Here is a 14,859-nt window from a genome sequence, read left to right as displayed (position 1 = left end):
TACTTGCGAAGATTCCTCGTTCATCGGAATTATAAAACTCTGAGGATAATCCTTATTTAAATTAAATCTTCATTTTTCTGAACAATTCTTTATTAAAAATAGTTAAGTCGAAAATATTGTAAAACTTTAAATACATTAGCCAGACTAAATTATTGACCCTTTTACAAATGAAAAATACTATAATTACTAAAATAATCATTGGCAGTTTGCTATTCAGTGGTATTGGCGTACATGCACAAAAAACAAATTTAGAAGTTGACGTTGCTAAAACCATTACCAAAATCCAGCCTACTATGTTTGGTTTGTTTTTTGAAGATATCAATTTCGCTGCAGACGGCGGTTTGTATGCAGAAATGATTAAAAACCGATCTTTTGAATTTGAAAAACCTTTGATGGGATGGGAGCAGCCTAATACAAAAAGGTCATCTTTGAATATGAATTCGGGTGTTGCAACTCCTATAAAGGTATCAGAAAACGAAACCAATCCAAATTTCTGCCGTGTTCTTATAAATGATGACAAAGGATATGCTATCATAAATGAAGGTTTTAGAGGAATGGGCGTAAAAAAAGATGCGAAATACAATCTTTCTTTAAAGGCGGCCAATCATAACAGTGCTATCAAAAAAATAATTATTCAGCTTATTGATAAGGATAAAAAGGTAATTGGTGAAACGAGTATTGTTCCTGCTTCAAATGAATGGAAGCGTTATTCGGCACAATTTACAGCGACTCAGACTGAAGCAAAAGCCAAATTAAAGATAACTTTTGAAGGAACAGGAACGATTGATCTGGATATGATTTCGCTTTTTCCTGAGGATACATGGAAGAATAGAAAGAACGGCTTACGCAAAGATCTTGTACAGTTTTTGTATGATATGAAACCGGGATTTTTGCGTTTTCCGGGCGGCTGTATTGTAGAAGGAAGAACTTTGGCAGATCGCTATCAGTGGAAAAAATCGGTGGGCGATATTGAGAATAGAAGAACGATGATGAACCGCTGGAATGTAGAATTTAACCATAAACAGACCCCGGATTATTTTCAAAGTTTTGGATTAGGATTTTATGAATATTTTCAGCTTTCAGAAGATATTGGTGCAACACCATTACCTATTTTAAGCTGTGGAATGGCTTGTCAGTACAACACAGGTGAATTGACTCCAATAGAAGAATTAGATCCTTACATTCAGGACGCTTTGGATTTAATTCAGTTTGCCAATGGGGCAGAAGATACCGCTTGGGGGAAATTACGCTCTGATATGGGACACCCAAAACCGTTTAACCTTAAATACATTGGTGTTGGAAACGAACAATGGGGACCGGATTATATTGAAAGATATAAAGTTTTTGAAAAAGCAATAAAAACCAAATATCCAAACATTATTATCGTTTCAGGAAGCGGCCCTTCGCCTGATGGTGAGCATTTTGACTTTGCAATGGCAGAACTTAAAAAACTGAACGCAGAATTGATAGACGAACATTATTACAAAAGCCCACAATGGTTTAGGGAAAATGCTTCCCGTTATGATAATTACGACAGAAAAGGACCAAAAATATTTGCCGGTGAATATGCTGCGCAAAGTGTTTCGGGAGCAAATCCAAATAACAGAAACAATTGGGAATGTGCTTTTTCTGAAGCAGCTTTCATGACCGGATTAGAAAGAAATGCAGAAGTTGTGAATATGACCTCGTATGCTCCGTTAATGGCTCATGAAGATGCATGGCAGTGGACACCGGACATGATTTGGTTCAATAATATGGAAGCTTATGGTTCAGCTAATTATTATGTTCAAAAATTATTTTCAACCAATAAAGGAACTGATTTATTAAACATTACCAAAGAAGGAAAACCGTTAACCGGACAAAATGATCTGTATGTATCTGCCGTGAAAGATATAAATACTAAAGAGATCATTATAAAACTGGTTAATACAGCGGTAAAATCACAAGATATTACAATTGATTTAAAAGGAAGCAAGTTAGCAGCAAAAGGATCAGTAATTACGCTTACAAGTCCAAATTTACAAGATGAAAATACTTTTGCCGAACCTAAAAAAATAAGCCCGAAAGAAAATGTGTATAATTTGAAAGGAGAAAAAGCAGAAATAAAACTGCCAGCTTATTCGGTCGTAGTTTTGAAGTTAAAAATTAAATAAATACTTATATAGAATTAAAATACAGATATTTAACTGTTTTAAAACCAGTTAAATATCTGTATTTTGCATAATATCTTTTTTTTGTCTCAGAGGGAGCGTTACGGTAAACTCGCTTCCATTATTTATTTCACCTGTGGCTGTAATTGTGCCATGGTGTCTTTTAACTATTTTTCTGCAAAGGGACAATCCAAGGCCGTTCCCTTCGTACTGATCCTTAGAGTGCAGTCTTTCAAAAGCATTAAATATTTTCTCAGCGTAAGCCGTGTCAAGTCCTATTCCGTTGTCTTTTATGGTAATTTGAACTGAGTCAGTTTCATCAATTTTTATTGCCTCTCCTGATATTATTATTTTAGGAGGTTCTTCTGATTTTGAGAATTTTAATGCATTGTGAATAAGATTGTAAAAAAGCTGATTGATTAAGATTGGTGCCCCTTCTATTACAGGTAATTTACCAATGATTAAGATGGCGTCTTTTTCATTTATAATCAGTTCCAGATCTGTTTTTATACTTTCTATGACCTCATTAAGGTTAATTTTTTCAAACGGCTGTTTGTTTTTATCCATAGTTGAATAGGTGAGAATCCCTTCAATTATATTTTGCATTCTCTCTGCAGACTGATCTATTCTGTTTTGATATTTAATAATACTTTCACTAAAATTTGCTCCTTTGTCATTTTTAATCAGCCCATTGAAAATCTTAATTTTGCGCACAGGCTCTCTGAGATCGTGGCTTACCACGTTAGCAAAGTGAAGTAAGTCATCATTAGACCGACGTAATTCCAGAGTATTTTGTTCAACCTGTTTCTTTAACTCTTCCTGAAACTGTTTATGTTCATGAATATCAAGGATACTTCCTATAATCTTTATTGGCAAATCATTTTCATCGCAAATTATTTTCCCGCTAACCTTAATCCATTTTGAGCAAGTTTTATTTATTATTCGGGTTTCATACATTATAAGACCTGTATTCTTGGCCTCTTTAATCGCTTTTTCACGGGCAAACAAATCATCCGGATGAAGTTTTGACAGTAATTCATCTATGTTGGGTGTGTTTTCACTGCACATGATAGTATTGAAATTATCACATGTTTTAATCTCCTTAGTTAGTAAATCAATCTCATAAGTTCCTATTCCGGATGATTCAACAGCAATTCGCAGTCTTTCTTCAATACTTTGGATTTGTTGTTTGGCAAGGTATAAATCAGTAACATCAACTCCGGTATTCATCACACCATACACTTTTCCATCCGTATCAAACAATGGGATGAAGCTGTAATTGAAATAATGGGATCGCATAGTACCGTTAATGAGCAAATCTACTTTTTTGTTTTCACCATGAAAGGCAATTCCGGTAGAAAGTACAGTAGTTGCCTGATCAAAGAAATCTTCTTTTTTGATCTCAGGAAGAACATCGAGATAATGGTTTCCTATTACATTATCACCCTTACCCCAGGTTTTTATCATAGCAGTATTAGCTAATTCAATTTTTAATTTGCTACCTGTATAAACCGCTATTGGCAAAGGTGTATTATCAATTATATCCTTTAAGATTCTGATGTTTGAATACATGACGATATGTTAATTTTATACGAAGCTAATTTTTAAAAATCCAATTTTATTATATTAAGTAAGTAAAGTGTTTCATAATTATTACACTCCGAAAGTTTAAATTTTACTAAAAATACTTAAACGATTCTTAAACATCAAAATTATTATAGCATTATTAAAATATAAATTAAGATTTTTTTTGATTTAATTGTTACTATTTTTGTCTAACAAAGTAGTTTATTAATTAAACAAAATTGCTTGCTAAAGCGTATTGTTAATTAACATAATTTGAAGTGTTTACAAAGGTTCTATTCTGTCGGAAGTAAAACATTTTTTTTACATTTGTCAGGAGAAGTAATAATTTAACTCTCCAAATAAAATAATTTAGTTAATTAATGAGTGGAAATTTGACTTCTTTAGTACCTTCAGCCTTTATTAGTGATTTAAAAAATAAAACTTCAGATTCCCACAGAAAATTAGAAAGCCTGCCAATATCAGCCTCGATCCTGTCTCCTCACATGAAAATATCAGATTACATTCATTATTTGAGTCTGATGCATGATGTTCATAAAAACACTGAAAATGTTATTTTTCCATTATTATCAGAGATTATAACTGATTTGCATGAAAGAAAAAAAAGTCATCTCATCGAGGATGATTTAAACTTTCTAAAATTTAATAAAAGGGATTCAAATTCTGTTTTTGATACTCAGGAAATCACGGTACCTTTTGCTCTTGGAATTTTATATGTTATAGAGGGTTCCAGTCTGGGCGGAAGATTTATATTAAAAAATATTTCAAAAATTCGGGGTCTTGACAATGGTCAGGGAACTGTCTATTTTCAGGGTTATGGAGATACAACAAGTAATTTTTGGAAAAACTTCCTCAGCTATTTGTCAGAATATGAAGAGAATCATCATTGTGGAAATGCAATCATAGAAGGAGCAACCTATGCTTTTGATAGTATTTACAATCATTTTAGGAGTATAGAAAAATAATGAAAATTAAAGACATTGTTAATCGTGATCTTGTTACATTAACGAACTGTGAACATGAACCTATTCATATACCGGGTAAAATCCAGCCACATGGTTTTCTGATTGGTTTAACTTCCGAAGGGAAAATAGATTTTTGTACCGCAAATATTTCGTGGTATGTCAGCGTTACACATACGGAAGCACTTGGAAAAAAAATTGGTGATATTTTTGGAACAAAAGCAGAAAAGCAAATTTTTGAATATATCAATAATGACAAAAATAAGGATGTTTTTCCCCTTGAAATTGATTTACTTGGAAAGTTTTTTCAAATCAGCATACACAAAAGTTTTGATATTTATGTTTTAGAAGCCGAATTCCAATTTGCAGGTAAAGAAAAGCTCGCCGATGTCTACACACAGACCATTCAGTTTGTAACCCAGATGAATGATACTACTTCACTCAAAGATTTGTGTGCCCTTGTTGCTGAAGGAACACGCAAAATAACAGGGTATGACCGTGTAATGATTTATCGCTTTGATGAACAGTATAATGGTGAAGTTTATGCCGAAAACTGCAGAGAAGATTTAGAACCATTTTTAGGACTGCATTACCCACACACTGATATCCCGGCTCAGGCAAGGGAATTGTATATAAAAAATCAGCTAAGACTTATTGTTGATGTTGATTATGTACCAGTTCCGATTTTTACAGTTGATGATAAAGAAGGTAAAAATCTGGATTTAAGTCTTTCGATATTAAGAAGTACATCTCCAATTCATGTTGAATATTTACAAAATATTGGTGTCGGCGCGACGCTTACCATTTCGCTTATCCATAATGACAGATTATGGGGGTTAATCGCATGCCATCATTATTCAAGTAAAAATATTTCTCCTGAAATCAGACTGGCTGCTAAGCTTCAGGGGCAATTTATTACTTCACAGATTGATATACGCCAGTCAAATGATGAAAATGTGAACGCCCAACAAACAGCTTTAGCTCTGGAGCAATTATCAGGGATGCAATTTCCACTTTTGCAGGAATCAGTTCAAACTATAGTAGAGGTGCCTGAGTTATTAAATATTTGTAATGCAGCCGGCGTATCGATTATTAGCAAAGGCAAAATATACAAAAACGGCCTGGTTCCTACCGAAGAACAAATTGAAAATTTAATAGCTAAAATTAAAAATAAGACCTCTGACAAACTGTTTGTTACTAATAAGTTAATTGATCATTATGATGACATAGGTAAATATTCCAGTTTTGCAGGGATTATTTATCATTCCGTTGGAAACTCTGATTACATAATCTGGTATAGACCTGAAACAATATCCGAAATCAACTGGGGTGGAGACCCTGAAAAAGCTATTATCAAAGACAGCACTGGTCTTCATCCGAGGAATTCTTTTGAAATCTGGAAACAGATCATAAAAAACCAGAGTACTCCATGGAAACAATATGAAGTAAACGGAGCAGTACAATATGCGCATACGTTACACAATCAGCTTATGATGATTTCGTTGAGTGAAGAAGAAGAAAAGTATCGAAACCTTAGCGAAATATTAAAAGAAACTAATTCAGAACTTGAAAACCTTAACTGGATTAGTACTCACGATCTTCAGGAGCCCTTGCGTAAAATTCAGTTATTTACTTCCAAAATGCTGTCTGAACCGAATATTAACCAAAGTGAATCTATTTTTACATCTTTACAGAAAGTATCTAAATCTGCAGGCAGAATGAGAATTTTGCTTGATGATATTCTTAAGTTTTCACGAATAAAATATACAAGGGAGAATTTAGAAAAAATAGATTTAAATAATATTCTAAAGATGACGCTGGTAGAAATGGAAGAAACCATTTCTGAAAACAATGCAGTAATCGAATATGAGAATCTGCCGGAAGTTCATGCGATATACTTTTTAATACAGCAATTATTTTCTAATATTATCCAAAATTCTTTGAAGTTTGCGTCTTCTGAAAGAACTCCTCATATTAAAATAACAGCCTCACAGGAACCTGAATTAGTACGCCATTCTAATAAGATTTACTGTCATTGGATTTGTTTTTCGGATAACGGAATTGGCTTTGAGCAAAAGTATGCAGAAACTATTTTTAAAGTTTTTGGAAGATTGCACAATCAGGAAGAATATAAAGGCTCAGGTGTTGGTCTGGCATTATGTAAAAAAATTATGCAAACCGTTGGAGGTACAATTCATGCTACAGGTAAACCAGGAAATGGGACTGAGGTAAAAGTTTATTTCCCGTGTGATCCTTTGGATACTCTTTTGTAATCATTTCGTAATTGAAAACAAAACTCATTTTAAATCGGTATTTTGATTGCGGTACTCACCTGGTGTCAGGCCTAAAATTTGTTTGAATATTTTTGAAAAATGAGGTAAATTAGAAAAACCTGTGTCCATAGCGATTTCTAAAAATGTATTATTTGTAGTTGTAATGAGGTATTGGGCTCTTTCTATCTTCTTTTCATGAATATAGTTTAACGGTCTTTGGCCTGTATGAATTAAAAATTGTTTTGAAAAATAATCCTGATTTTGATTTATTCTTTTCGCTAATGCTGCAACGGTAAGATTTTCACTTATATGAAGCTGTACATAACTCATAGTATCCAGAATTTTGGAAGGTATCAATTGTGAATTGTTTATTTTGAAATCTTTTGAACTCAAAAATCTGGAAACCAATTGAAGAAGAATACCCTGGTTTTCAAATTGATGGTGCGTTTTCATTTTATTATTAAGTGACTGATATTCCTTGTAGTAAGCTTCTTTCTCATAAACCTTCGGATTATCTGACCGGTTAATTCCTCTTCCCGGATTAGTTTTAAGTAATCTTTTAATCAGTAAAATATCAATTTCACTGGCAGGCAATTTCATTACGCTTCTATTATTGTTAAACAATGATATTCCATCAGGAGATTCTTCAAAAAATTGAATAAAATACTGACTCAGATAAGCATCACAATTTAGGTTACAAATGCTAAAACTTGGTATAAGATATAAATTACCAGGCTCTAAAGTCAGACACTGAGTACTGTCTGAAATAAATCCAATTCCATCATCAATATAGTAAAGTCTGTAATAAGGACTAATAACATTATCATAATTCCAGTGATGATTCAGTTTTACATAATCTACATGTAATAAGGAGAACGAATATTTGAAAATACTTTTAGACATAATAGTAGTAAAAAGACGTTTTTGAATAATAAAAAATCGTTTTTGAATAAAAAATGTTTACTCCTCTTCGGTTATATTTGTTTTTATTTATCCTAAATTTTAATAATAAAAAAATAATACCAAAAATAATAACAGATAAATTTATAGAATACTTAATTATATACTCTTTTATAAAAGTTTAAAACAATATAGTAAAGTAAATAAATATAATCGGAAATATATAAAAAAAATATGAATAGACGTAATGCTTTAAAATTAGCAGCTTCAGGATTAGTAGGCTTATATCTGTCACCCTTATTAGCTCAGAAAAATGTATTTAGTTCTTCAGTATCTAATGGACCCTTTGAACCTAATTGGGATTCTCTTGCTAAATATGTGGTTCCGGACTGGTTTCGTGATGCCAAATTTGGAATGTGGGCGCATTGGGGACCGCAATGCGAACCGGAAGCGGGTGATTGGTACGGAAGAGGAATGTATGAGGAAGGCTCACGACAATATAAAAATCATGTGGAGAAATACGGGCACCCTTCAAAATTTGGCTTTAAAGATGTAATCAATGTCTGGAAAGCTGACAACTGGAACCCGGAGGAATTGGTGAATTTATATAAAGATGCAGGAGCCAAATATTTTATGGCAATGGCAAATCATCATGATAACCTGGATTTGTACGATAGTAAATACCAGCCAGAATGGAATTCGACTAAAATAGGACCTAAAAAAGATATTATTGGAGGCTGGGAAAAAGCAGCCCGTAAAGCTGGTCTGCATTTTGCAGCAAGTGTACACGCAGCTCATGCATGGAATTGGTTTGACACTTCTAAAGGTGCTGATAAAAATGGTCCTTTGGCAGGCGTTCCTTACGATGGCAATTTAACTAAAGCTGACGGAGCAGGAACCTGGTGGGAAGGATTGGATCCTCAGGATTTGTATGCACAAAATCATCCATTAAGCGGAAGACCTTCTGATAATTCATCCATACACAGTCAGTGGAACTGGGGTGATGGGGCTTCAGTACCATCATCAGCCTATTCTGAAAAATTTCATGACAGAACGATCGATTTGATCGAAAAATACAATCCTGATATGATTTATTTTGACGATACGGCATTTCCGTTGTGGCCTGTTAGTGATGCCGGTTTACGTATAGCAGCGCATATGTATAATAAAAGTCTTCAGAAAAATAAAACCGTTCAGGCAGTAATTACAGGTAAAATTTTAACTGAACAACAGCGCAAAACCATGGTTTGGGATATCGAAAAAGGACAAAGTAACAATATCGAATCTTTGCCATGGCAAACAGACACCTGCATTGGTAACTGGCATTATGACCGAAACGTTTATAATGATAAGCGTTACAAATCGGCAAAAACAGTTATTCATACTTTAATAGATGTAGTGAGTAAAAACGGAAACTTAATGCTTAATATTCCGGTACGTGGTGATGGAAGTATCGACGAATTAGAACGTACCATCGTGATGGAAATTGGTGTCTGGATGAAATTAAACAGCAAAAGTATCTATGGTACCCGTCCATGGAAAATCTTTGGCGAAGGCCCCCAGCAGGCAAGTGCAGGAGCTTTAACTGCACAGGGTTTCAACGAGGGAAAAGGTAAACCTTATACATCAGAAGACATTCGTTTTGCTCAAAAAGACAAAAAACTGTATGCTACAGTAATGGCCTGGCCAGAAAACGGTACTGCTGTTATCAAAAATTTAGGGACATCAAATCCGTATCATACAGAAAAAATAAGACAGATAAAATTAGTAAGTACAGGAGAAAAACTAAAGTTTAAACAATCTGAGCAAGGTCTTGAAGTATACTTTCCAAGTAAGAAACCGGAAGCTTCTTATGCAAATCCTTTAGAAATAATTTAGATCTAAAAAACTGCCTGCAAAAATGATGATAATAGAGACTGCATAATTTTAAAAAATATCTCGGCACTTTAGAATTCTTATAAAAATAAATTGAAACAATGAAGCAAATAACAATTTTATTTGTCTTGCTTATTCCAGTGTTTGGTATTGGACAAGTGGTTAAGAGTTATAAAAAACATACTGATAAAGTAGTTATAACTCTCGATAAAGGAGAATTACATTTAAGTCCTTTAACTGAAAATGCCATCAGAGTTCAGTATGGACTGGAAAAGAAAAGTCAAATTCCTGAATTAGTTTTTACTTCAAAAGTTAAGGTGCCACATTTTAAGATTTCGGAGTCAGGCACATTAATTGAAATTGCTACATCAAAAATGACCGTTGTAGTAGATAAAAAGAGTGGTGCATTGTCTTATCGCAATTACGAAGGAAAGGTTTTTCTTAGCGAAAAATCAGGCGGACGTATTCTTAAATCAGGCTTAGTACAAGGAGAACCATGCCACATTGCTGAGCAAAGGTTTAGTACTTTACCTGACGAATATATCTTTGGTACAGGTCAGTTTCAGGACGGATATTTGGATATTAAGGGATTGCCCAGAAGGTTAACTCAGGTAAATACACAAATTGCCATACCATTTATTATGTCTAGCAAAGGCTATGGTTTGCTATGGCATAATTACGGACTTACTGATTTTAATCCTGCCGATACTATTGTGAATTTAAAGCCTTCAGGTACAAGTGGAGAAGCCATCACAGTTGATGTTACCACTGCCAGTGGAAATCAAAAAGAGACTCGCCAGGACGGTGTCTTTACCGGAAATTTTGAGGTTAAAGAAAATGCTGAATATGCGATTCTATTAGATGTAGGGCAAAAAATGGCCAGAAAATGGCAGTTATCCATTGATGGTAAAGAAGTTATTAATTTTAAAAACCATTGGCTGCCTCCCACAACGAGTATATTGGTTAAACTAACGGCAGGTAAACACTATATTGTGGTTACAGCAGAAAAAAATGATCTTCCTGTATTGTATTATCACAAAGTTGTTAATGAAACCGTTTTTAGATCTCCTGTCGCTGATAAGCTGGATTATGTTGTTTTTGCCGGAAATTCAGATGAAGTTATTTCCAACTATCGTGACCTGACAGGACAGGCCCCGCTTATGCCCATATGGTCTTTAGGTTATATCCATTGTCGTGAACGTTTTACCACTCAGGATGATTTGCTTGAAAATGCCCGAGTATTCAGAGAGAAAAAAATACCAATGGATTTAATTGTGCAGGATTGGCAATATTGGGGAAAATACGGATGGAATTCGATGAAATTTGATGAACAAATGTATCCCGATCCTTCTGCAATGGTAAAAGAACTGCATCAAATGAATATGAGGCTGATGCTTTCTGTTTGGTCCAAAATTGATAAAGAAAGTGTACTTGGTAAAGAATTTGACAAGAAAAATTATTATATCCCAAATACCCAATGGGTAGATTTCTTTAATCCCGATGCAGCAAATTATTATTGGAAGAGTTTTAGTGAAAAGCTCTTAAAACTTTATGGAATTGATGCCTGGTGGCAGGATGCTACTGAACCGGAAAATGATGATTTGGTAAATAGAAAAATAAATAACGGAACAACTCCAGGAGAGCAGATGCGAAATGTGTATCCGATGTACGTAACAAAAACAGTATATGAAGGTTTACGAAAAGATGCTCCGGATAAAAGAGTTTTTATTCTTACAAGAAGTGGGTTTTCCGGACAACAGCGTTATGCATCAGCCGTTTGGACCGGAGACATAGGTAACGACTGGGAAACCCTGCGCAGACAACTAACAGCCGGATTAAATTATTCGATAACAGGATTGCCCTGGTGGACTTTCGATTCAGGAGGATTCTTCCGTCCCGGTAAAAGTCAATACACAGATACTAAATTTCACGAACGCTTTTTAAGATGGTTTCAGTTTGCTACATTCTGTCCATTACAAAGAGTACACGGATATGAAACGAATACTGAATTTTGGCGATATGGTGAGAAAGTAGAAACTGAATCTTTAAAATACTTAAACCTTCGTTATCGCCTAATGCCCTATATTTATTCGCAGGCAGCTGACATCACTTTTAAAAACGGAACCTTGATGCGGCCATTGATAATGGATTTTGCAAATGATACAAAAGCACTTCAGCAAAATTACCAGTATATGTTTGGTTCAGCTTTTCTTGTTGCCCCTGTTGTTTCAGAAGGTGTGGAGAACTGGGATGTTTACTTGCCGGAAAACCAATCAGGATGGTTTAATTTTTGGACAGGAAAACACTATAAAGGCGGACAGACAGTACAAACAGCTGCATCTCTCTCGACCATTCCCTTATATGTAAAATCGGGTTCTGTAATTCCAATGGGAGAAAAAATGCAGTATACAAATGAAAAAAAAGCCGATACATTACAAATTAGAGTGTATACAGGAGCTGATGGCAAGTTTGAACTTTATGAAGATGAAGGGGTAAATTATAACTATGAGAAAGGAGCTTTTTCGACGATACTTTTTGAATGGAACGAACAAAAACAAACGTTGACCATTGGAAAACGAAAAGGTGGAATTTTTAAAGGATTAATTGAAAACCGGGTTTTTAATATTGTTTGGCTTGATGAATCAAACGGTATTGGTATAGAAAACGTAAAAACAAATGTTTCGGTAAAATACAATGGAAATAGTATTGTTATTCGAAAAAAATAAAAACATCAAAGTAAGATCAATGAAATACATGTATTTAATATTCTGTCTCCTTATTTCAACTTTGTTTACAATAAATGCTCAGGAAATTGTATCCCCAAATAAAAAAATTAAGGTTATTGTCTCTCAAAAAGAATTTAATGAAAAGCCGTATGGACAAGTATACTTCAAAATTTTGTATAAAAACAAATTGGAATATATTGAAGTAATGCCAAATTCACCGATGGGTATCTACAGAGAAGATCAGCCGTTTACTAATAACCTGAAATTTGTGGGTGAATCAAAAATGCAAGAGATTAACCAAAAATATGAAATGATTTCCGGTAAGCGAAAATTGTGTGCTAATTTAGGAACTGAAAAAGTCTTCAAATATGTAAATTCGAATAACAAACCCTTAAAAATTGCTTTTAGAGTTTATAATGACGGAGTAGCATTTCGTTATGAATTTACAGAGAAAACAGATTCATTAATTAATATTACAGACGAAAGCACCACTTATGTTTTTCCACCAGCTACTAATCGTTGGTTGCAGAAATATACTGAATCGTATGAAGATTTTTTTCCTTTTTCAGACACAGGTAAGAGCGATAAAGATAAACAAGAATGGGGATTTCCAGCCTTATTCAAAATAAATAATAATCCTGTTTGGGTATTAATTTCTGAGGCAAATATATCTAAGAATAATTGCGCTGCAAAATTAAATAACGCTACAAATCCAAACGAGTACAAAGTAACCTATGCTTCAGCCAGAGATAATTTTAAACAAACGGGAGTTAAAACTAACTTACCATGGAGTTCGCAATGGCATACATTAATCATTGGTCAATTATCAGATATAGTAGAATCAACTTTGATTACTGATGTCAGTGAACCTAATACATTAACAGAAACGAACTGGATAAAACCGGGTGCGGTTTCCTGGATTTATTGGGCTTACAATCATGGATCTAAAGATTATCAAAAAGTGGTAGCATATACAGATTTGGCTGTTGAAATGAACTGGCCCTATCTTCTTATTGACTGGGAATGGGATGCAATGAGTAACGGCGGAAATATAACTGATGCGGCAAATTATGCTAAAAGCAAAGGTATTAAACCTATGATTTGGTATAATTCGGGAACTTCATGGCTTGAACCAACTCCTGTTGACCGTTTGTTAACAGCTGAAAAAAGAGCTGAAGAATTTGCCTGGCTTAATAAAATTGGAATATATGGTATTAAAGTTGATTTTTTTGCCGGTGACCAACAGGATATGATGAAATATGGTATTGCTATTTTGAAAGATGCGGCAAAATATAAGTTAATGGTAAATTTTCATGGCACAACAGTGCCGCGCGGCTGGGTCCGTACATATCCGAATTTAATGACTACAGAAGCCGTTTATGGTGCCGAATGGTACAATAACAAACCCGTTCTTACTTCTAAAGCAGCAGTACACAATACAACACTTCCTTTTACCAGAAATGTAATTGGTTCGATGGATTATACACCGGTAACTTTTTCAAATTCGCAACACCCTCACATTACATCATATGCACACGAACTGGCACTATCAGTAGTTTTTGAATCTGGTTTTCAACATTTTGCCGATAAACCAGAAGCTTATATCAATTTGTCTCCAGAGCCCAAAGAATTTCTAAAAAATGTTCCTGTAACCTGGGACAACACCAAACTTTTGGATGGTTTTCCTGGGGATAAAATTATTATAGCCCGAAAAAAAGCAAAACAATGGTATTTGGGAGGACTTAATGGTAAAGACGAATTGCAAACATTAAAAATAAATTTCGATTTTCTTGATGTCGGAAATTTTAAATTAAAACTTATTAAAGACGGCTTAGATGATAAATCATTCGCTGTTGAAGTAATAAAAGTAAAAAAAGGAGATATTTTGAATATTCAATGTCTGCCAAGAGGAGGATTTGTAGCAGTTTTGGAGAAGTTAAGTACAATGAAAAATTAATAAACAGAATTTAAAAAATTATGACTTCAAAAAAACTATGTTATGCCTGTGATTTGGTTAATAATCCGGAATTAATAGAACAGTATAAAAAATATCATTCTAAAAGTAGTACCTGGCCCGAAATCACTAAAAGCATTAGAGATTCGGGGATTTTAGATATGGAAATTTATATACTTTCCAACAGGTTGTTTATGATTATGGAAGTTGATGAAACCTTTAGTCCCGAGCGCAAACAAAAGATGGATAACGAAAACCCCAAAGTTCAGGAATGGGAAAATTTAATGTGGAAATTTCAACAAGCCCCTCCAACTGCAAAGGAAGGAGAGAAGTGGTTACCTATGGAACAAATTTTTAAATTGTAATTTTTTACATTACAGTTTCATCTAAATTATAAAGCCTCCAAAGTCAATATCTTTGGAGGCTTATTTTTGC

The 14,859-nt window shown here is 34.1% G+C and carries 9 protein-coding genes; 7 read left to right on the top strand and 2 right to left on the bottom strand.

Going from position 1 to position 14,859, the window contains the following annotated elements:
- Positions 1–167: 167 nt before the first annotated feature.
- A complete protein-coding gene (locus tag FLACHUCJ7_RS17375; RefSeq protein WP_180909796.1) occupies positions 168–2,153 on the top strand; it encodes an alpha-L-arabinofuranosidase C-terminal domain-containing protein in 1,986 nt (661 codons plus the stop codon).
- 48 nt (positions 2,154–2,201) lie between these two features.
- On the opposite strand, the gene FLACHUCJ7_RS17370 is transcribed toward FLACHUCJ7_RS17375, so the two are convergent.
- Positions 2,202–3,722, bottom strand: coding sequence for a PAS domain-containing sensor histidine kinase (locus FLACHUCJ7_RS17370; RefSeq protein WP_180909795.1), 1,521 nt, complete (start codon positions 3,720–3,722; stop codon positions 2,202–2,204).
- Between the two features lie 374 nt (positions 3,723–4,096).
- Here FLACHUCJ7_RS17370 and FLACHUCJ7_RS17365 point away from each other — a divergent pair, with 374 nt between their 5' ends.
- On the top strand, positions 4,097–4,699 hold the full coding sequence (locus tag FLACHUCJ7_RS17365; protein ID WP_180909794.1) for a biliverdin-producing heme oxygenase: 603 nt from the start codon (positions 4,097–4,099) through the stop codon (positions 4,697–4,699).
- Entirely contained in the window at positions 4,699–6,969 is a 2,271-nt protein-coding gene (locus FLACHUCJ7_RS17360; RefSeq protein ID WP_180909793.1) for an ATP-binding protein, read from the top strand. The genes FLACHUCJ7_RS17365 and FLACHUCJ7_RS17360 overlap by 1 nt, the downstream gene beginning before the upstream one ends.
- 24 nt (positions 6,970–6,993) lie before the next feature.
- Here the strand turns inward: FLACHUCJ7_RS17360 and FLACHUCJ7_RS17355 are convergent, their stop codons facing one another.
- Positions 6,994–7,872 (bottom strand): helix-turn-helix domain-containing protein, encoded by an 879-nt coding sequence (locus FLACHUCJ7_RS17355; protein ID WP_180909792.1) that lies wholly within the window; start codon positions 7,870–7,872, stop codon positions 6,994–6,996.
- A 231-nt stretch (positions 7,873–8,103) separates the two neighbouring features.
- Between FLACHUCJ7_RS17355 and FLACHUCJ7_RS17350 the strand changes: the two genes are divergently transcribed.
- The 4 genes from FLACHUCJ7_RS17350 (at position 8,104) to FLACHUCJ7_RS17335 (ending at position 14,789) form a co-directional block, all read left to right on the top strand.
- Entirely contained in the window at positions 8,104–9,747 is a 1,644-nt protein-coding gene (locus FLACHUCJ7_RS17350; RefSeq protein WP_180909791.1) for an alpha-L-fucosidase, read from the top strand.
- Between the two features lie 98 nt (positions 9,748–9,845).
- Positions 9,846–12,470, top strand: coding sequence for a glycoside hydrolase family 31 protein (locus FLACHUCJ7_RS17345; protein WP_180909790.1), 2,625 nt, complete (start codon positions 9,846–9,848; stop codon positions 12,468–12,470).
- Positions 12,439–14,427, top strand: coding sequence for a glycoside hydrolase family 97 protein (locus tag FLACHUCJ7_RS17340; protein ID WP_230408855.1), 1,989 nt, complete (start codon positions 12,439–12,441; stop codon positions 14,425–14,427). Before FLACHUCJ7_RS17345 ends, FLACHUCJ7_RS17340 begins: the two co-directional genes overlap by 32 nt.
- Positions 14,428–14,447: 20 nt before the next feature.
- On the top strand, positions 14,448–14,789 hold the full coding sequence (locus tag FLACHUCJ7_RS17335; protein ID WP_078228119.1) for an L-rhamnose mutarotase: 342 nt from the start codon (positions 14,448–14,450) through the stop codon (positions 14,787–14,789).
- Positions 14,790–14,859 lie beyond the last annotated feature (70 nt).

It is taken from the genome of Flavobacterium salmonis (genome assembly GCF_903819435.1).
GTDB classification, from domain to species: domain Bacteria; phylum Bacteroidota; class Bacteroidia; order Flavobacteriales; family Flavobacteriaceae; genus Flavobacterium; species Flavobacterium chungangense.
The sequence above is the reverse complement of the archived record's forward strand: the minus strand, read 5'-3'. Positions and strand labels throughout refer to the sequence as shown.